Source organism: Acinetobacter junii, from assembly GCF_018336855.1.
Taxonomy (GTDB): Bacteria; Pseudomonadota; Gammaproteobacteria; order Pseudomonadales; family Moraxellaceae; genus Acinetobacter; species Acinetobacter junii.
The window spans coordinates 908,390-927,606 of record NZ_CP059558.1 but is presented as its reverse complement, the minus strand read 5'-3'; the positions used below and the strand labels follow the sequence as shown (position 1 = coordinate 927,606).

Annotated in this window: 18 protein-coding genes; 8 read left to right on the top strand and 10 right to left on the bottom strand. The window is 38.6% G+C overall.

The features are described 5' to 3' along the window. The first annotated feature begins 3 nt into the window (after positions 1–3). The 7 genes from tssA (at position 4) to H2677_RS16195 (ending at position 6,837) form a co-directional block, all read left to right on the top strand. Positions 4–1,092, top strand: coding sequence for a type VI secretion system protein TssA (tssA, locus tag H2677_RS04435; RefSeq protein ID WP_212639222.1), 1,089 nt, complete (start codon positions 4–6; stop codon positions 1,090–1,092). Between the two features lie 15 nt (positions 1,093–1,107). Next, positions 1,108–2,472, top strand: a complete 1,365-nt coding sequence (tssK, locus tag H2677_RS04430) for a type VI secretion system baseplate subunit TssK (RefSeq protein WP_212639221.1) — start codon at positions 1,108–1,110, stop codon at positions 2,470–2,472. 10 nt (positions 2,473–2,482) lie between these two features. Further along, the gene (gene icmH, locus H2677_RS04425; RefSeq protein WP_004913803.1) at positions 2,483–3,292 is read left to right on the top strand and encodes a type IVB secretion system protein IcmH/DotU; all 810 of its coding nucleotides are present in this window, start codon (positions 2,483–2,485) and stop codon (positions 3,290–3,292) included. Between the two features lie 11 nt (positions 3,293–3,303). Next, positions 3,304–3,897 (top strand): hypothetical protein, encoded by a 594-nt coding sequence (locus H2677_RS04420; RefSeq protein WP_129262188.1) that lies wholly within the window; start codon positions 3,304–3,306, stop codon positions 3,895–3,897. 3 nt (positions 3,898–3,900) lie between these two features. Next, complete coding sequence (locus H2677_RS04415; RefSeq protein ID WP_212639220.1) at positions 3,901–4,863, top strand: M15 family metallopeptidase; 963 nt, start codon at positions 3,901–3,903, stop codon at positions 4,861–4,863. A gap of 274 nt (positions 4,864–5,137) precedes the next feature. Then, positions 5,138–6,667 (top strand): cryptochrome/photolyase family protein, encoded by a 1,530-nt coding sequence (locus tag H2677_RS04410; RefSeq protein WP_212639219.1) that lies wholly within the window; start codon positions 5,138–5,140, stop codon positions 6,665–6,667. 2 nt (positions 6,668–6,669) lie between these two features. Beyond that, complete coding sequence (locus H2677_RS16195; protein ID WP_005403050.1) at positions 6,670–6,837, top strand: DUF2256 domain-containing protein; 168 nt, start codon at positions 6,670–6,672, stop codon at positions 6,835–6,837. Positions 6,838–6,846: 9 nt separating this feature from the next. Here the strand turns inward: H2677_RS16195 and H2677_RS04400 are convergent, their stop codons facing one another. The 8 genes from H2677_RS04400 to H2677_RS04365 all read right to left on the bottom strand — a co-directional run bounded on the left by H2677_RS04400 (position 6,847) and on the right by H2677_RS04365 (position 16,750). Then, positions 6,847–7,398: a lipocalin family protein gene (locus H2677_RS04400; RefSeq protein WP_004952799.1), complete on the bottom strand. Its 552-nt coding sequence runs from the start codon at positions 7,396–7,398 to the stop codon at positions 6,847–6,849. 144 nt (positions 7,399–7,542) lie between these two features. Continuing rightward, positions 7,543–9,036 carry an amino acid permease gene (locus H2677_RS04395; RefSeq protein ID WP_004913820.1) on the bottom strand — a complete coding sequence of 498 codons (1,494 nt, stop codon included), beginning with the start codon at positions 9,034–9,036 and terminating at the stop codon, positions 7,543–7,545. A gap of 173 nt (positions 9,037–9,209) precedes the next feature. Beyond that, positions 9,210–10,184, bottom strand: a complete 975-nt coding sequence (gene astE, locus H2677_RS04390; RefSeq protein WP_212639218.1) for a succinylglutamate desuccinylase — start codon at positions 10,182–10,184, stop codon at positions 9,210–9,212. 95 nt (positions 10,185–10,279) lie between these two features. After that, positions 10,280–11,620 carry an N-succinylarginine dihydrolase gene (gene astB, locus H2677_RS04385; RefSeq protein ID WP_004959956.1) on the bottom strand — a complete coding sequence of 447 codons (1,341 nt, stop codon included), beginning with the start codon at positions 11,618–11,620 and terminating at the stop codon, positions 10,280–10,282. A 33-nt stretch (positions 11,621–11,653) separates the two neighbouring features. Further along, positions 11,654–13,123, bottom strand: coding sequence for a succinylglutamate-semialdehyde dehydrogenase (gene astD / locus H2677_RS04380; protein ID WP_212639217.1), 1,470 nt, complete (start codon positions 13,121–13,123; stop codon positions 11,654–11,656). After that, on the bottom strand, positions 13,123–14,166 hold the full coding sequence (gene astA / locus H2677_RS04375; RefSeq protein ID WP_212639216.1) for an arginine N-succinyltransferase: 1,044 nt from the start codon (positions 14,164–14,166) through the stop codon (positions 13,123–13,125). Before astA ends, astD begins: the two co-directional genes overlap by 1 nt. A gap of 21 nt (positions 14,167–14,187) precedes the next feature. Beyond that, complete coding sequence (locus tag H2677_RS04370) at positions 14,188–15,393, bottom strand: aspartate aminotransferase family protein (protein WP_212639215.1); 1,206 nt, start codon at positions 15,391–15,393, stop codon at positions 14,188–14,190. A gap of 82 nt (positions 15,394–15,475) precedes the next feature. Further along, entirely contained in the window at positions 15,476–16,750 is a 1,275-nt protein-coding gene (locus H2677_RS04365) for a Glu/Leu/Phe/Val family dehydrogenase (RefSeq protein WP_099948256.1), read from the bottom strand. A gap of 230 nt (positions 16,751–16,980) precedes the next feature. Here H2677_RS04365 and H2677_RS04360 point away from each other — a divergent pair, with 230 nt between their 5' ends. Further along, positions 16,981–17,403, top strand: a complete 423-nt coding sequence (locus H2677_RS04360; RefSeq protein ID WP_212639214.1) for an Lrp/AsnC family transcriptional regulator — start codon at positions 16,981–16,983, stop codon at positions 17,401–17,403. A gap of 171 nt (positions 17,404–17,574) precedes the next feature. Here the strand turns inward: H2677_RS04360 and H2677_RS04355 are convergent, their stop codons facing one another. Together H2677_RS04355 and H2677_RS04350 are read right to left on the bottom strand one after the other, a co-directional pair. After that, the gene (locus tag H2677_RS04355; protein WP_004913841.1) at positions 17,575–17,961 is read right to left on the bottom strand and encodes a roadblock/LC7 domain-containing protein; all 387 of its coding nucleotides are present in this window, start codon (positions 17,959–17,961) and stop codon (positions 17,575–17,577) included. A gap of 76 nt (positions 17,962–18,037) precedes the next feature. Continuing rightward, a complete protein-coding gene (locus H2677_RS04350) occupies positions 18,038–19,141 on the bottom strand; it encodes a globin domain-containing protein (RefSeq protein ID WP_212639213.1) in 1,104 nt (367 codons plus the stop codon). Between the last annotated feature and the right edge of the window lie 76 nt (positions 19,142–19,217).

Here is a 19,217-nt window from a genome sequence, read left to right as displayed (position 1 = left end):
CATATGGATATTAACGAATTACTAACACCGATTTACGATGATTCACCGTGTGGTGAAGACTGTTCCTTTTCAAATGAGTTTCATACCATCAAAAAAGCACGCACTCAAGATGATCTTTTGCTTGATCAAGGTGATTGGGTTACTGAACCCAAACAGGCTGATTGGGATTTTGTTGCGAGAACGTGTACTGATTTAATCCAAACTAAAACCAAAGATATTCGTTTACTTATATGGTTATCAGAAGCTTGGGCAAATCTATATAGCTTTGAAGGTATCGCGAAAAGTTTAGAATTAAGTCACCGCATGTTGGATAATTATTGGCTTAATCTCCATCCTGAAATTGAGGAAGATGATCTAGATCAACGTATTGGTTTATTGCAAGGTTTGATTAATCAACTCCCTATTTTGGTCAAAAAGATACCTTTAATCAACCAATCACCCTTTTATCATTTACTCGATTACGAGAATTTCTTATATCATGAAAATGTTCGTCGAAAGCAAAGCGATGAATATGATAATTCTCTTAGCTCCACTGAATTGGAGCAATTTGAAATCGCATTAAATAATACAAACAAAAACTTTCAACGCCAAAATTATCAATTCTTTACTGAAATTTTATTGCAGTGGTCAACACTGAAAAAAGTTTTAGATGACTTACTAGGGTTGGACTCTCCAAGTTTTGCCGCGATTGATTCTAGTTTAGAAAATATTCATACGAGCCTTAAAAAAATTTATAAGACTGATTTATTTGAACAATCTGAAGAAGCTAAAACACCAATAATGCAATTAGATCCCTCAGCTTCAGCACAAATAATATCGAATTCATCACTCACTCACAGCCAGTTATCTTTTCAGCCACAAGTACAATCACATGTTGAAAATCGCGAACAAGCTATGCGTGTTTTACAGGAAATCGCTACTTATTTTCAAAAAAATGAACCACATAGCCCTGTAAGTTATATGCTTCAAAAAACGATTAAATGGGGTCAAATGCCATTACACGAATGGTTAACTCAAGTGATTAAAGATGAGCATCCTTTGCAAATGTTACAGGATACGCTAGGCGTTCAACCCAAGAATGAATATGAATAATTATTGGTAAAGACTATGTTTAAAGCAGAAAAAATTCTTTGGGGTGAAGGCTTATTCTTGCGTCCTCAACACTTTCAAATCCAAGACACTTATCATGAACAACGTTTGAATCATACTGTTCGTGCATTGGTACCTTATGCATATGGTGTGCAGAAACTTAAATTTGATCAGATTCAATTATCAACTCATATTTTGGCCCTAGAAGAAGTGGAGATCATTTGGCAGGATGGCGAAATTTATCATGCACCTGCTCAAGATTTGCTACCTGAACCTTTATTATTAGACGAATTAAATTTACGCGGAGAAATGATTGTTTATCTGGCGCTGCCAATATTGCAAGCACATAAAAAAAATATAGCCGATGAAACCCGCTCACTTTCAAGTCGATATCATAATTACTTGAGCGAAACCCATGATTTATTTACGGATGCGAGTCCTGCTGAACTGAATTTCTTACGTCGTCGTGCAGAATTCAAATTATTGGAACCCCATCTGCAACCGACCCAAAATCTAGATGGTTATTTATATCTAGCTGTTGCAAAAGTAAAACGACAAAGTTCAGGTAACTTTGAACTTGATAACTGTTTTATTCCACCAATTTTGCACATCTCAGCATCAGAGCCTTTAATCAATAACTTAAAACGCACTCTGAATGTTATTAAAGCAAAAATTAAGACAATTCAAACAAATAATCGTGAAAATGAACAGAAGCTCATTGAATTTCGATCAGGTGATATTGTTTCATTTTGGCTAATCAATGCGTTAAACACCGCATATGCTGGATTAAATCATTTATTACAATATCCACAAATTCATCCAGAGCGATTATTTTCAGAATTATTACGATTAACTGGTTCATTGCTGACATTTTCAACAGCTTATGATGTAGATCATTTACCCCATTACCATCATCATCAGTTAGAAGACAGTTTCCAACAGTTGGATCTCATACTCCGTGACCTACTAGATACGATTATATCAAGTCGCTACTTCAGTATTGCATTAAAAGAAACGCGACCTTCTTATTGGGTTGGTAGTCTCGAATCAGACAAAATCACACGAGATACTCGTTTATACATTGCGGTCTCAAGTAGCATGATGCAAACACATGAATTAATTCAGATCGTGCCGCTTCGCTTTAAAGTAGGTAGTACAATTGATGTCGAACAACGTGTTATCGCTGCTCTTCCTGCTGTTCCATTACACCATTTAATGCAAGTTCCTACAGCAATTCCAGTTCGTTCAGGCGTGAGTTATTTTGAGATAGAACCACATCATGAACTCTATCAGCGCATGATTGAATCGGAAACAATTTGTGTCTATGTTCCAGCTGGATTCCAAGACATTACGATCGAATTAATTGCAGTGATGAATAGCTAAGAGAAAAATCATGACTCAACATCCTACAGGTATTCCCTCTTTATTTGATGATGGAAAAATTGGTTCAGGAACGAAAACCAATGATCAGTCACAATCTAAACTTCAAACAACTAATTTAATTGATCTCTTACATGATGGGTTTTATTTGGTTTTTCTTTTACGAAATCATTATATCCCTTCAAACCCTAATGATTTCCGTGAAAAAATTTTAGAGTTATTAAATCGATTTGAGCAACAAGCCAAACGCTTACAGTTTTCAGCTGATGACATACATGATGCAAAATATGCATTTTGCGCATTAATTGATGAAACAATCGCAACTCAACAAGATGCTGCATATTTTAACTTACAAAATACTTGGTTAATCAGCCCCTTACAATTAAGTTTGTTTGGTTCACAACTAGCGGGATACCGTTTTTTTGAAATTTTGGAGCAACTCAGAAGCAGAGGTAAAGAACGTTTAGCCTCACTGGAAGTTTTCCATTATTGTTTACTACTCGGCTTTCAAGGAAAGTATAGATTAGAGTCTATTGAAAGTCTTAATCATTTGGTGGCTCGTGTTGGTGATGAAATTGATTATTTGAAAGGTAAAAAAGCGGCTTTTTCTCCTTTTGCAGCAATTCCAGATCAAATCAAACATATTATTCATAATGAACTTCCATTTTTGTGGATTCTAATCTTCTTATTACTATTTTCCATACTCAGTTTTACAGGCTTAAGATTTATGTTGAACAAACAAAATCAAAATGCCATAGCACCTTATCAAAATGTTATTTCAGCACCGGCTGAAGAAGCCCATATCACTATTCATCTACCTTAGTTGATCGTTAAATGATTCAGGAAAAAGCGACCTCTTTGCGTATTTTGCAAAGTAACAAGAAGAAAAATTTATCTCCTCTCCTCTATGTAATGATTGGCTTCATTGCTGGAGTTGTTACTTCCTGTTTATTTGTATTCCTGTCTTTCAAATCTTGGTCATTAAAAGAGAATACAAAAATCTCTTCGCCAGAGAGTGCAACACCCTCTGAAATAATCACTTCAAATGCTCAATACACTGAGCAAGTGACAAACAATGATCAAGAGGCTAATTCAGTAGAAGATGGCAGCTTTGCACAACCCCAAGGCAATGATTTAAATAAATTTTTCCAAAGAGAGCCTGTACCAGCACCCTCAGCGAACACAGCTAAGCCTTTATCTCCATTTGTGAAAGAACAACCAGCAAAACCTTCTCAAACCTTAGAAGCAAATAAGCGAACTGAGATTAAATCACAAACAACACCCTCAACATCTCATGCACAAAAAACTATAAAAACAGATGTCAAACCTTCTAATAGTGCAGAACCTGATATAGAGAATCAAACACCAGAAGCTACCGTACAAATTAAAGTGACTCAAAAGCCATTTGCTGTGAATGAACTCAAATAGCATATGGTCACCTTAATTTTTCTAAGCTTTGCTTGTCTGGTGATCGGACTAACACTATTAATGTCTTATGAATTACGAAATAAATGTGGTCAACTTATCCATTCATTTATTCCATCTAGCAAAAAGAAAATTAGGACTGCATTACAATTTGCAGATCATATCCACGAAGCGGCATCTCCACATAAACTTCAGTCACATTGGCATCTACAGCAATGGTGGATATTAATTGCTGGTTTCTTTTTATTTGCGAGTATTCTTATATTTGCATTCACACGTCCCATCAATCCAACACGTATTGAAGCTGAATATTTAAAAGAAACTGATCCTCAAGTTTATGCATTATTAAATGGTGAAATCCTAAGCCCTCCACCTGAGGTTGATGAAACATTAATTCATGATGCGATTGTTGAAGCAACTCGCTTAGAACAAAATTACCAAGCTCAACAAGATACAATTTCGAGTATTAATGCTGCTCCGATTGAACTACCACTAACACATTCACATGGAAGCTTAGATTCATCCTTAGTTGACCGTAAGTGGGATAAAATTAATCCTCGCTATAAACAACGTTTACTCATGGTCTTTAAAATTATGAAGGAACAGCATGGTTATGAATTGGTATTACTTGAAGGATATCGTAGTCCTAGCCGCCAAAACATGTTAGCAGGCAATCCCAATACCACTCGTGCTAGAGGTTATCAAAGTTATCATCAATTCGGTTTAGCCGCAGATGTTGCTTTTAAACGTAATGGAAAGGTTGTGATTACTGAGCGTGATCCATGGGCTATGCGCGGTTATGAATTATATGGTCAAGTCGCTGAATCTGTGGGTTTAACTTGGGGTGGACGTTGGAAATCGATTAAAGATTATGGTCATACTGAGTATCGTATGCCCGGATTAAGAAAAACCAAAGAAATGGCTGAGCAATTGATTGCGGAAGGTCAAATTACCCATAGGATTTCTTAGTTGAGTACATCTTAAAAAAGCAAAAAAAACCACATCGTGAGATGTGGCCAAAGGTGTAGCCATGCTTGAACTGTCATGCTGCATTTTTAGAATAAGCGAGAAAACTTAATTTAATATTAAGTCAAAAAATAATTTATTTAGCTTTATTCCGAATGTTTAAAATTCGATTGTTTGAATGAATCATTTTTAAACAACAAGTCATTCAAGGATCTTATATTCACAAGGATTTTACAGTACTGCACCTATATTAAAATTTTGTACTGGTGACAAGCCTATGCGGTACGGCTTAATCTTAGGAGATCAGCTTTCAGAGCAAATTGCCACACTCAAAGTGCTTGATAAAGATCAAGATCTCATTTTGATGGCGGAGTTGGTTGAAGAAGCTACCTATGTACAGCACCATCCTCAAAAAATCGCATTTATTTTCAGTGCAATGCGCCATTTTGCAAAATCATTAAAAGCACAAGGTTGGAAGATTCGTTATCAAACATTTGACCGTACACAAGCTGCCCAAGGATTTATTGATTTTATCCAAGCACAATTAGAAAAAAATCCAGCTGATGCATTGATCATCACAGAAAGTGGTGAATTTCGATTACAACAAGCGATTGCAACCACATGGTCTAAGCAACTTCAAATTCCAATACAAATCCTTAATGACGATCGTTTTTTTTCCTCTCCCCAAGCTTTTCGCAACTGGGCTTCAAATACCAAAACCTTACGCATGGAATTTTTCTATCGAAAGCTAAGACAACAAACCGGTTACTTAATGAATGCTAATGAGCCAATCGGTGGGAGATGGAATTATGATACCGAAAATAGACAAGCTTGGAATAAGAATGACCCAACCCCCTCAGCTCTACAATTTCATCGAGATCAAATTGACTTAGATGTCATTGAGTTGGTTAAAACAGAGTTTAAAGAACATATCGGTCATATCAATCATTTCAACTGGGCAACGACACGACAACAAGCCCTCGAAGCGCTCAAATATTTTATTGATTATCAATTAATTCATTTTGGTCAATATCAAGATGCAATGGTCAGTGGAAAGGATTATCTCTTTCATAGTCTGCTTTCTCCTTATCTGAATTGTGGCTTACTTTCTCCAAAAGAAGTCTGTGATGCTGCGCAACAAGCATACTTTGATCATCATGTTCCGCTAAACGCTGCTGAAGGTTTCATCCGTCAAATCTTAGGTTGGCGTGAATTTATTCGAGGAATATATTGGTTAAAAATGCCAACTTATCCTGATTTAAATGAGTTACAGGCAGATCGTAACCTTCCTGATTATTTCTGGACAGCTGAAACAAAAATGCTATGTTTGCGTGAAGCTTTAAGAAATTCTTTGGAAAATGCTTATGCCCATCACATACAACGATTAATGGTGATTGGGAACTTTACTTTATTAAATGGTATTTCACCTAAACAAGTGAATGATTGGTATCTCAGTGTTTATGCAGATGCTTTTGAATGGGTGCAGTTACCTAATACTCACGGTATGGTTTTGTTTGCAGATGGTGGTCTCGTGGCAAGTAAACCTTATGCAGCTTCAGGCAACTATATTCATCGTATGTCTAACTACTGTCAGAACTGCCACTACAATGTCAAAACCAAAACTGAACAAGATAGCTGTCCTTTCAATAGCTTATACTGGAATTTCTTAGCCAAACACCGTGTTTTCTTTAGCTCCAATCACAGAATGTCAATCATGTATAAACAATGGGATAAGCTTAGCCAAGATGATCAAAATACAATTTTGACTCATGCGAATGATCTACAAAAACGTATCGAAGAACTCTAATCATGCATAAGAAACTTCATTTACCTGAAAAAATTTGTGCTTATTGTTTACGCCCTTTCACATGGCGAAAAAAATGGGAAAGAAGCTGGGGTGATGTGAACTTCTGTTCCCAAAAATGTAAACAGCTTGCTAAGCGAAAAGCGAAGTCAGATGTAAACAATCACACCTGAATGAGTCGATTATGGTGAAGTATGAGTTGTTTTAATTAAATTACTTAAATCATAACCTTGCTGTTTGGCGGTTTGTAAATAGGATTGATAAGTAGCTTCATCAATTGTTGGAGTTTTTGAAAGTATCCATAGATACTTTGTTGATGGTCCGCCAACTAAAGCAACTTTATAATCTGGATCAACTCTCAATACCCAGTAATCGCCTTTGGTGAACGGTAACCAACGTAATCCTTTTGGCAAAAAGCTCACTTTCAACTGACTTTTTCCCTGATTTTGTGGATAGGCTACGCCCTCTGAACTTTTCATTTCTCCAGAAGCAGTACGACAACTATTAAGTACTGAAATTGTATTGTCAGCTTTAATTGCATATTTAGCGCTGGTATCACTCACACATTGACGTTGAAAATACATCGGTAAATGTGCGATTTCATACCATTTACCTACATATTGATTTATATCAATTTTATCAACTGCTTTTGGTGTGTTTGCAAAGGTTGGGAAGCTTAAAGTGCTTAATGAAATAGACAATACAGATAGACTTAATAGCGTTTTTACTTTCATTTTATCCTCTTCATCGAAAACTATACTTTTCAACTATAAGTAGCTCAGCGTGAATAAAATGTGAGTCATCTCTAAGAGTAAGTTTTATTCTTTTTTATATAAAAAGAAAGTTGGAGATGTCACTCCAACTTTCCGATTAAGAAATTAATTTACCTGTTTATCTTTATAGAAAATCGCATAACTTGCATAACAAGCGATGATAAACAAGACACAACATACAAATCCAACTTGCATCGATGGATCAGTCACCATACTAATACATGTAATGACGCAGAATACCCCACCTAAAATAGGAGTTAATGGGAATAACGGCGCAGCAAATTTGAGATCTTTAACAGTGTTACCTGATTTAATCCATTGTCTACGGAAGTTAAATTGAGAGACACAGATCGAAATCCACACTACAACCATAGTGAATGCAGCAACACCTAATAAATTTTTGAAAATTGTTTCAGGTGCAAAGTGCTCAGACAATAAACCAGGTATTGCACCAAACATCGTCACGATAATTGCAATAATCGGTGTACCTGAACGTGTCAATTTTGCGAAAACTTTAGGTAACTGATTTTTAGTTGATAGTGACCACATCATACGTGAAGCAGCAAATAATCCAGAATTCGCAGCAGATAACAATGCAGTGATAATCACAAAACGAATAATATCTTCAGCATATGGAATACCGATGTAATTGAATACAGTTACAAAAGGACTATTACTTACCGAATTTGCATTTAAACCCGCCATATCATAAGGCAATAAGGCACAGATCACGATAATCGTACCAACAAAGAAAATCAGGAGTCGCCAAATCGCGGCATTGATTGCTTTAGGAACCGTTTTAGCTGGTTCTTCTGCTTCACCCGCAGCAACACCAATCAACTCAGTACCTGAGAATGCAAAATTCACAATTAACATGGTCGCAAAAATAGGAAATATTCCATTTGGAAACCAACCGTGCTCTGTTAATTTACTAAATAAAGGCGCTGATTCATGCCCATGGTAGGAAATAGCTCCGAAAATAGCGGCTAACCCCAAACCAATAAAGCAAATGATGGTTAAAACTTTAACCAAGGATAACCAAAATTCAGATTCTGCAAATAAACGCGTTGAACTGACATTCAGTGAAAAAATTAATCCTGCAAATAACAGCGTCCATGTCCACATGGAAATGGATGGAAACCACTCCTGCATCAATAATGCTGCCGCAGTAAACTCCGTCCCCAATGTTGCGGTCCAAGTTAACCAATACAACCACGTAATCATGTAACCTGTACCAGGTCCAATATAAGTTCTGGCATATTCACCGAACGAACCTGATACGGGCATATGCACGGCTAACTCGCCTAAGCACAGCATGACCATGTAAGCAATTACGCCCCCAAGTAGATAAGATAAAATTGCTCCAATTGGGCCAGCTTGAGAAATAACATCTCCTGAACCAAGAAACAGTCCTGTTCCAATCGCACCACCTAAAGAAATCATGACCAAATGACGTTTTGTCATTGCACGTTTCAAAGGTTTAGTGACATCTACTTCTGACAACGAAGTATTTAAATGGCTTGATGTGTCTTGTTGCGGCACATATTGCTCACTCAGGAGTTCACCTGAAGGAAATGTTTTTTCATTATTGTTACTCATACACGATCACTCCAACGATATTCTTATGACAACCTGTCCTTGCTGTTTCACTTTCATAACAATCAATATCCAACGGATATCTTTTTTCTGCGTATTTTTCTACTGAACATCCATATTCAAACTCCATATACATCATTTCCTTGAACCGCTTAAAATCTTTCGAATGGCGTTATCTACATTATTTCTTTGAGAATTAGCCCTGCTCTCAATCCTACTTTGACGTTCGGATTTGGAAATAAAATCCAAACTTGCTGATCACTTGCAATATAATTTCCTGCCTCTTGAGTCGCGATTACATCGCCTTTTTCAAAGGTCGAAAAATTAGGTGCATTCGCATCTAATCGCAATTGAAAATCCTCACTTTGTTTAACAATTGAATCTACAACCTTGAATTGACGAAGCGATGCTTTTTGTCGTTGAGGTAAAGCTTCACCTGTAATTACGGCACGTAGTACTTGTTCAATTGCAGAAAATTCAGCTAAATCATTTTGACCAAATGGCTTTGCTTTACCTAACTCCAAAGTACTGCTAGCAGCCTGAAAATACTCAGTTGTAAAATGAGTAAAAGTTTTACCAACAGCCTTGTGATACACCAAAGCATCAAGATCAGCAGCGTTGAGACTATCTATGAGAAAATCATCGTAGGGTTGCGTCTGATAAGGGAATAAGGCAAATACAGCTAATAGTGATGTGCGTATAGCCGTATGCAAATCATAATGATAGCGTTGAGCATCACTATGACTTTGCTGGAAAAACTCTGCGGTAATTTGCTCTAAAAGCTGAGCACGTTTTGTTTCTTCATCAGAATTTAATTGTTGATAAGCTCCACAAAACATGCGGTTCATATCATTTTCTAGATAACGCACACCTTTGCGAATAGCTTGAGGATTACCGAAAACAAAAAGGACTCTCTCAGTCAGACGTAGACGAGACGCGAACAGGTCTTGAACCATCTTTGCAAGTAATTCAATAGGTGCCGTTTCATTTCCATGAATACCCGCAGAATATATGATGGCCTTGTTATAGCTTGTTTTAGGCGTGCATACCAATAACCCTTCACCTAGCCATTGCCAAGTAAATTCAGTTGTTTCACCTTGAGTTTGATTAGGTGCTTGCTGTGCAAGAGTTAATTCGAGTAGATCAACCATATGCCATCATTCCCTTGTTTAACCACCTCAAATCCGATGCCATTGTGAGCATTCGGATTTGAGGAAAATCCATATCAATCTTTTCACTACGATGATTAGCGTTGAAAGTGATAAACAGAACCTAAACCTAAAATTTTGGTTAATTCATCTAACGCTGTACGACTCTCAATCAACAAACTTGGATCAGCTAAATCATCCTGAGTTAATTCATCACGATAGTGTTGATCGACCCATTGGTTGAGGGTCTTAAACAAACCGTCATTCATAAATAAATTTGGATTAACTGCTGCTAACTCTTTTTCATTGACCGCGACTCGTAAGCGCAAACATGCTGGTCCACCGCCATTACGCATACTTTCACGCAGATCAAACACCTTGATGTCATCAATTGGCGTGCCCATCTGAATCATGTCATTCAAGTAGCTCCAAACCGCTTTATTTTGACGAGACTCTTCAGGTACAACGATACTCATCCCACCATCTGCTCGTGTCAAAATTTGGCTATTGAATAAATATGTCGCAACAGCATCTTCAACACTCACACGGTTTTCAGGCACTTCGATCGAAATAAATTCTTGCTCAATCCCTGCCATTTTCTGGCGAATTTCATTCAAGGCTTGTGTTTGATTCAAAAACGCATGTTGATGATGAAAAAGTACCTGTTGGTTACTTACCGCAATCACATCGTTATGAAATACACCTTGATCAATCACGTCAGGATTCTGTTGAATAAATACCGTCCGTTTTGCATCTAAACGATGTAAACGTGCAATCGCCTCACTCGCTTCACGGGTTTGACGTGCAGGGAATTTCTTCGGCGCAACCGTACCACCGAGCTGCTGTTGTCCGTAAACAAAAACTTGCACGCCAGCTTGCTCGTATCCACCGCCTAGACGGTTATGATTGGCTGCACCCTCATCACCAAATAATGCTGCATCAGGTAAGGCTTCATGATGCGCGAAATATACATCATTATCGAACATCGCTTTAAGGATTCGCGTTGTCGTATGATGCTCAATTGAGCGATGGAACTTATTATTTAGATTTGCGGCTGTAAAATGTACACGTCCATCCGCACTATCAGCCGATGGTGACACGGTGCATGAGTTTGCAGTCCACATTGAAGATGCGGAACTGAGTGAAGATAACAAGGCAGGTGCTGTTCGCATTGCCTGTGCAATGACATCAATATCACTGCCTGTAAAACCTAAACGGCGTAAGGTCGGAACATGTGGACGCTCTTGTGGAGCAAACACCCCTTGTTTAAGCCCTAAATCCGCAAGGGCTTTCATCTTCATTAAGCCCTGTTTGGCTGCTAATTTAGGATTGGACGCATTATTACGGTTTTTTGTTGAAGCAACATTACCAAAAGAAAGACCTGCATAATGGTGAGTTGGTCCAACCAAGCCATCAAAATTGATTTCATAACCTGACATTTTTTTCTCCATATCGTCACGGCACGATTTAACTTAGAGCACAATGCCCGGTGATAATTTTGATGGCAGTGTAACGCTATCGCTTTCCAGTGAAGCCATCGGCCACGCACTATAATCTGCTGCATAAAACGCGCTTGCACGATGATTACCCGATGCACCCACACCACCAAATGGAGCAGCACTCGATGCGCCAGTTAATGGTTTATTCCAGTTCACAATGCCAGCTCGTGCTTCGATCAATACTCGATCAAATAATTCACGATCAGGAGAAACCAAACCTACAGCTAAACCAAAACGTGTGTTGTTGGCTATTTTGAGCGCTTCATCAAAATCGTGATAACGATAGATCGTCGTCAAAGGACCAAAGTATTCATCATCTGGGATTGCATTCACTTCACTCACATCTAAAATGCCTGCACTGAGTAATGAACTATCAGCTTGAGGACGAGTCATTGCTAACAATGGTTTTGCGCCTAGTGCGATCAATTTGCTTTGTGCAGCCAGCATCTGATCTGCCGCATGAGATGAAATCACCCCGCCCATAAATGGTTGTGGTTCAGCATCCCAAGCCCCGATCACTAAGTTCTTTGTGACTTCAACAAAACGTTGAATGAATGCATCACCATTAACGCCATGTTTTACAATGATACGGCGTGCACATGTACAACGTTGCCCCGCAGACACGAAAGCGGATTGAATAGCTAGATTCACCACTGCATCAATATCAGTTGCTTCATCAATGATTAAAGCGTTGTTACCCCCCATTTCAAGGGCTAGGATTTTTTCAGGTGCGCCTGCCATTTGTTTATGCAAGTGATAGCCAGTGTTGGCACTTCCCGTAAACAGTAAACCGTCAATTTGTTCAGCAGCAGCTAAAGCCTCACCAGTCGTGCGACCACCTTGCACAAGGTTGAGCACACCATTTGGTAACCCTGCCTCTTGCCACAATTTTGCAGTTTCTTCGGCTGTCCAAGGCGTTAATTCGCTTGGCTTGAACACAACCGTATTACCTGCAATTAATGCAGGAACAATGTGTCCATTAGGTAGATGTCCTGGGAAATTGTACGGTCCGAAAACTGCAAGTACCCCATGAGGACGATGACGTAAAGATGCGATGCCATCTGGCATTTCAGTTTCACTAAAACCAGTCCGTTGGTGATATGCACGGATTGAAATCGCGATTTTTCCAATCATCGATTGTACTTCTGTGAGTGTTTCCCACAGTGGTTTACTGGTTTCTTGACTGATGACTTGTGCAAGTTGATGTTTATTTTGTTCAAGTAAACTTGCAAAGCGTTCAATAATAGCTACACGCTGCTCTAAACCTAAGCGTGCCCATGCAGGGAAAGCTGTTCTAGCAGCATTACAAGCTGCCTCAACATCAGCAACACTAGCTTCATGACCAGACCAAATCTGTTGATTGCTTACAGGGTTGGTTTTAATAAAGCTTGTACCCTTTCCCTGTACCCAAGCACCATTAATTAATAATTCACCTTGCGACATTAGTGATTCTCCATTTTATCTAATGCTAAAACTCGTACTTCATCCTGTTCGTTAACTTGGAGAGCCTGAGCTTGTGCAGATGTGATCATTAAGGTATCGCCATCACAGACTTTGTTATTGATCAACAGCACGCAGTAATTTTTGTATTGGTCATTTGCGACCAAATAGTGTGTATCAGTCGTTTCGATTTGCTCAGTGATTTTGACTTTCACTGTTCGACTTTCTTTGACCGCCCGCAAATCCGCAGTATTCGCTTCTAAAGTAGGTCCAGCATCAAAGATGTCGACATAACCTTGATATTTAAGTCCTTCTGACATCAAAACTTTTGCTGCAGGCAAGGTATGCGGATGCACTTCTGCAATTACCGCTCTAGCCTCAGCTGGTAATAGATTGACGTAAACAGGAAATCTTGGCATTAGTTCAGCGATAAAGACTTTTTGACCGATACCACTTAAATAATCGGCGGTCGCGAAATCCATATTGAAGAAGTGATATCCCAACGCATCCCAAAATGGTGAATGACCATTTTGATCTGAAAAACCTCGCATTTCTGCGATTAAGCGATCTTCAAAATACGAGCGAAATGCAGCAATAAATAGAAAACGAACCTTAGAAAGAAACTTACCGTTTTGATTTTTTCGATATTCAGGATCAAGGAATAAGGTACATAACTCACTACAACCTGTATGATCATTACTCAAAAACAAGGTGTCTAAAGCATTGTAAACATTGAGTGCTTTAGAAGCATGTACCTGTTTCGCCACACGAAAGTTATAGAATGGCTCTTTCAAACCAACCGAAACCTCGATGGCACTTACACCAACGATTGTCTGAGATAAGATGTCTTCTAGAACAAACAAATAACTTGCATCACACTGCTCAGTCGTACCTTCTAAAGTTCCTATCGTGCGTGCAATTCGCGCTGCCAAGATTTCTTTATTTTGCGGCAAGGAGGTCAGGCCGATACCTGACTCACCTGCTCGTTGCGCTAAACGATAAATGTCATCTAAGTCCCGATGCGCTGCATGTCTAACAATCATCATGGTTAGATGCTCACAGCAGATTTAGAGACGTGCTAATGCACGAGAAAAACGATTTAAACCTTCATCAATATCTTCCATTGGAATAATCAGCGAAGGAGTAAAGCGCACGACATCTGCACCCGCAACTAGAGCTAATAAACCCTCTTCACCCGCAAGTGTGACGATATTTTTAGCTTTACCTGCATGTTCATCTTTCAGTACACAACCAATCAACAAACCTTGACCACGAATTTCTTTGAATAATCCATATTGCGCATTGATTTTATTTAATGCATCTACGAAATATTGATGGCGTTGTTTCACACCCTCTAAAACGTCAGGCGTATTAATAAACTCAAAAACTGCACCCGCTACTGCGCATGCCAGTGGATTACCACCATAAGTCGTACCATGATCACCTACTGCATACATGTTGGCATAATGGTCTGTCGTGATCATCGCACCAATTGGGAAACCACCACCTAATGCTTTAGCAGTCGTTAAGATGTCTGGGGTAACACCTGTATTCATATAGGCATACAAAGAGCCTGTACGACCAACACCTGTTTGTACTTCATCAAAAATTAATACCGCACCATTGGCATCACATAAGGCACGTAGACCTTTTAAAAACTCAAGATCCGCTGGAACTACACCACCTTCACCTTGAATCGGCTCGACAATTACGGCACATGTATTTTCATTAATTACAGCTTTCGCTGCTTCTAAATCATTAAATGCCGTATGTTGAATGCCTTCAGGTAATGGTGCAAAGTCTTGAGAATACTTTGGTTGGCCGCCAGCAGTAACGGTAAATAAGGTACGACCATGGAAGGCATTTTTAAATGCAACGATATGATTTTTGTTTGGATTACCACTGAGCAAACCAATTTTTCGAGCTAATTTCAAAGCAGCTTCATTCGCTTCTGCACCTGAGTTACAGAAAAATACTTTGTCTGCAAATGTGCTATCCACTAATTGTTTGGCAAGGCGTAAAACTGGTTCATTGGTATAACCATTGCCAATATGCCAAAGCTTCTGTGCTTGTTCAGTTAAGGCATTGACTGCAACAGGATGCGCATGACCCAAAGCATTCACCGCAATTCCACCCGCAAAATCAATATATTCTTTATCTTTCTGATCCCAAAGACGAGAACCCTCGCCACGGACTAAAATAAAGTTTGCTGGGGCAAAGACGGGAACCATCCAGTCATTAAAATGACTACGTGTAATAGCGACATCATTCATTTTATATACTCACTTCCTGTTTAATCTTTGGGCTTGTGTCAATACCACAAGCCCGAGGCCGAAGCCTGTTCTATACCCTTTATTAACCAGGGAAAATACCGCGTTCTTTACGTGCTTTTAAGATACGTTCACATGCCAAGATATAAGCAGCAGTACGCAAACTGCATCCTTTAAGCTCAGCCGTATTCCAAACATCAGCAATTGCCTGAATCATTAACTTATCAAGGCGCTCATTGATTTCATCTTCACTCCAGAAGTAGCTCGCCATATCCTGAACCCATTCAAAATAACTGACGGTTACACCACCTGCGTTGCAGATAACATCTGGAACAACGGTAATATTGCGTTGAACAAATACATCGTCTGCTTCTGGATATGTCGGACCATTGGCACCTTCAAGCACAATTTTTGCTTTTAGATTTTGTGCACGCTCGACTGTAATTTGTCCTTCCAATGCTGCTGGGATGAGAATGTCCATCTCAACATTCCAAAACTCCTCATCAGCAATCACCGTTGCATCTGCAAAGCCCATTACACCACCATGTTCAGTAACATGTTTTTGTAATGCTTTAACATTCATACCTTCAGCATTAAAAATCGTGCCTGTATGGTCTTGTACACAGACAACTTTTGCACCAGCGTGGCTAAACAAGTAAGCGGCTTCATTACCAACATTACCAAAACCTTGTACAGCAACTTTACTGCCTTCAACCGCTAAACCAATGCGTTTCGCGACTTCCAAACCCGTCACGTATACACCACGACCAGTCGCACGTACACGACCCAATGAACCACCTAAATGCACAGGTTTACCAGTGACTACACCCGTAACTGTATGACCTTTGATACTTGAGTACGTGTCCATCATCCAACCCATAATGTTGGCATTGGTACCCACATCTGGTGCTGGAATATCAATTTGAGGACCGATAATTGGACTGATTTCACTGGTAAAACGACGAGTTAAACGCTCTAACTCACGCGGAGATAACTCTTTTGGATTAACACGAATGCCACCTTTTGCACCACCAAATGGGAGATTAAGTACTGCAGTTTTAATGGTCATCCATGCAGATAGCGCCATAACTTCATTTAATTCAACGTCTTGATGGTAACGAATACCGCCTTTACCTGGACCACGAGATAAATTGTGTTGTACACGATAACCTTCAAAATGACGGATAGAACCATCATCCATCACGATTGGAACATCAACGATTAATGTACGCTTTGGCGTTTTAAGGGTATTAATAAAATTACTTAAATCAGCATCAAGATAAGGCGCCACTCGATCAATTTGAGTGAGATAAGTTTGCCAAGCACCACCATGTTGACCCGTATATGATAAAGACATCATCTATTCCTTAATTAATCAGTTTTCCCTGTTATCTATAGATTCCCTTTGATTCAAAAGAGAATCCTTTCACTCCATCGTTCCATGACTACATTAGTGACTTGCGCTGACAACGTTAAAAATGTTTGGAGCTTCTATTAGCACTATTATTAATAATCAAAATGATTCACAAAATTCTTTAAAATAATTAAAATGAGATAATTTTTATCAATTTGCTAATAGAAAATATCAAAATGAATAATGTTGATCATATTATCTTAGGATTGCTCAAAGATAATGCACGGATGTCGATCACCGACTTAGCTGCGAAAACACGCGTTTCACGTGCCACGGTTCAAAAGAGAATCGAGTACATGGAAAGCACAGGCATCATTACAGGCTATACGGTTCGTTATCGCCCAAATGTTGAAAAAAATATCATTCGTGCATGGATGAATGTCATGGTCGAAGGCACTAAGGCACAAGCAGTGATACGAGAACTCCGCTTAGAATCGGCAGTTGAACGTGTACATACCACTAATGGTAAATGGGATATTTTGGTCGAATTACAGTCCGATAGTTTAGAAAATTTCGACAAAGCATTGGAAAGAATTCGTAATATTTCAGGTATTTACAATAGTGAAACCAGTATTTTATTATCGACCTATAAAACTTAATGTTGATCTAGCTTTGCTTGGTTTTGACTAATCAGTTGAAGTAACCTTTAGAGCAAATTTAATCTAAAATAGTGCTTGTTCCCTCCTTTTAAAAGCGGGAACAAACAAGGAACTATTTTCTCATTCAAAATGATCATGGGTAGTTAAATCTTCTAGCATGTTAAAGTTTGTTTAACCCATTATGCTTAAAGCGTTATCCAATTTTTTTGATGTTTCTAAACTAAATTTAAGCACCGCATTAAAATTATTTTTTTCAGTGGATGTCACAAAGAAAATACTGCCATTTTTAAGCAAGTGCAAAGCCAACAATTTATTTGCAGTCCATAACAACATCATACGTGGCTCGGACTCTCCGATATAACTTAAAGCAGTTTCTGACTCTACAAACAAACTAGATGCACATGCTGCGGCTTCATCACCTGAGATTTGTCCATGCATCGCCAGAACCAAACCATCAGGGCTAGACAGAGCAGCTCCCGAAAAACCTATACATTGTTCACATTCACGTAAGGTTTTTTCAATAAACACCATTGCTGTTCTTGAAAATTGACCAATCATTTTTTTTCTCTCCTATTCGACCATTCATCAAGTAAATTTTTACTGGATAATTGCTAAAGCTTTATCCATCGCCACATTATTTTGAACATGCTTTACAAGCCAATTTTCCAAGACGCATATGAAATCTCACTACGGTGCCTTGCTCAATTTCCGCCTCACAATAATCACAAATTGTTGCTTCATCTAACTGACATTCTTCATATTTTTCAGTGTCTACCAATAAATCACCGACTTGTTTTAACCAAGCTTGGGATTTGACAATATCGTTTTTAAATTGCAACTCATAACATTCAAATTGTTGAATCAAATCAGCCGATAGCTTGTGTTCTAATAAAGTTTGATGCATCAGTAACATACGGTGCTCAAATAACTCATCTGAGATCACCATCCAATGATGTGAGTTTCTTGGTTGCTCACCAAAGAAAGTTGCCTCACCTGTAATTAACTGTTTTAAAAATGCAAATTGTTTTCCAATAATTCGATCTATAGTTACTCTTTCAAAAAATGGAGCAAGTTGCTGATCGGCATATACTTTCTTATAGAATTCGGTCAAAATTTTTCTGACAATATGATCCCCGCCCAACGCTTCCCATAAGGCTGGATTGATCGCTACATCGTTTTCGATTATGACTTGAGGTGCGCTAATTGGGCCTTTCAGGTAGAACTCATTTCCTAACTGATCCAAGCCTTGCTCTTTAACCCACTCCATATCCTTATTAGCAATTTCAATGCTCAGTGATGTTTCTTGCTCAGGATCACTCACTAATTTTGCTAAAATTGAGTCCTGTTTTGAGATGTCAGTTATATAAACATGCTGACCTTTTTGATAACTCAGTTCTCTATAAGGCTCTGCTTGAATCAGACTATGATCTGCTTGTGAAATTGATGACAAAATCATACATTGCGTTATGCTGTCTTCGTCTGACTTCGCAACTAATTTCATATTCGTTTTTGGAACACACTGACACGCGAGTAAATAGTTTTGCCCCTGATGTGTGGTAGGTAGCCTACGACTTGCCTGTTCTGGAATGTCACCAGAAATACATTTCAACATGCAACGATGGCATACACCGCTTTTACATGAAAAATCGATTTCTATACCTGAACGCTGAAAGCATGCTAAAACCGTTTCTTCAGCTTTACTTTCAATCGTATATCCTGCAAATTCAAGATGCGGCATCACGCTCACCTTTTTGAAAATTCATCATGAAGCTCATCGTTGTTTTAAGCAAAGTTAGACCTTGCTTAAAACATAC

Excerpts from the sequence above, each read along its gene's own strand:
- tssA (WP_212639222.1), top strand. The coding sequence starts at position 4 with ATGGATATTAACGAATTACTAACACCGATTTACGATGATTCACCGTGT.
- tssK (WP_212639221.1), top strand. The coding sequence starts at position 1,108 with ATGTTTAAAGCAGAAAAAATTCTTTGGGGTGAAGGCTTATTCTTGCGT.
- icmH (WP_004913803.1), top strand. The coding sequence starts at position 2,483 with ATGACTCAACATCCTACAGGTATTCCCTCTTTATTTGATGATGGAAAA.
- H2677_RS04420 (WP_129262188.1), top strand. The coding sequence starts at position 3,304 with ATGATTCAGGAAAAAGCGACCTCTTTGCGTATTTTGCAAAGTAACAAG.
- H2677_RS04415 (WP_212639220.1), top strand. The coding sequence starts at position 3,901 with ATGGTCACCTTAATTTTTCTAAGCTTTGCTTGTCTGGTGATCGGACTA.
- H2677_RS04410 (WP_212639219.1), top strand. The coding sequence starts at position 5,138 with ATGCGGTACGGCTTAATCTTAGGAGATCAGCTTTCAGAGCAAATTGCC.
- H2677_RS16195 (WP_005403050.1), top strand. The coding sequence starts at position 6,670 with ATGCATAAGAAACTTCATTTACCTGAAAAAATTTGTGCTTATTGTTTA.
- H2677_RS04400 (WP_004952799.1), bottom strand. The coding sequence starts at position 7,398 with ATGAAAGTAAAAACGCTATTAAGTCTATCTGTATTGTCTATTTCATTA.
- H2677_RS04395 (WP_004913820.1), bottom strand. The coding sequence starts at position 9,036 with ATGAGTAACAATAATGAAAAAACATTTCCTTCAGGTGAACTCCTGAGT.
- astE (WP_212639218.1), bottom strand. The coding sequence starts at position 10,184 with ATGGTTGATCTACTCGAATTAACTCTTGCACAGCAAGCACCTAATCAA.
- astB (WP_004959956.1), bottom strand. The coding sequence starts at position 11,620 with ATGTCAGGTTATGAAATCAATTTTGATGGCTTGGTTGGACCAACTCAC.
- astD (WP_212639217.1), bottom strand. The coding sequence starts at position 13,123 with ATGTCGCAAGGTGAATTATTAATTAATGGTGCTTGGGTACAGGGAAAG.
- astA (WP_212639216.1), bottom strand. The coding sequence starts at position 14,166 with ATGATGATTGTTAGACATGCAGCGCATCGGGACTTAGATGACATTTAT.
- H2677_RS04370 (WP_212639215.1), bottom strand. The coding sequence starts at position 15,393 with ATGAATGATGTCGCTATTACACGTAGTCATTTTAATGACTGGATGGTT.
- H2677_RS04365 (WP_099948256.1), bottom strand. The coding sequence starts at position 16,750 with ATGATGTCTTTATCATATACGGGTCAACATGGTGGTGCTTGGCAAACT.
- H2677_RS04360 (WP_212639214.1), top strand. The coding sequence starts at position 16,981 with ATGAATAATGTTGATCATATTATCTTAGGATTGCTCAAAGATAATGCA.
- H2677_RS04355 (WP_004913841.1), bottom strand. The coding sequence starts at position 17,961 with ATGATTGGTCAATTTTCAAGAACAGCAATGGTGTTTATTGAAAAAACC.
- H2677_RS04350 (WP_212639213.1), bottom strand. The coding sequence starts at position 19,141 with ATGCCGCATCTTGAATTTGCAGGATATACGATTGAAAGTAAAGCTGAA.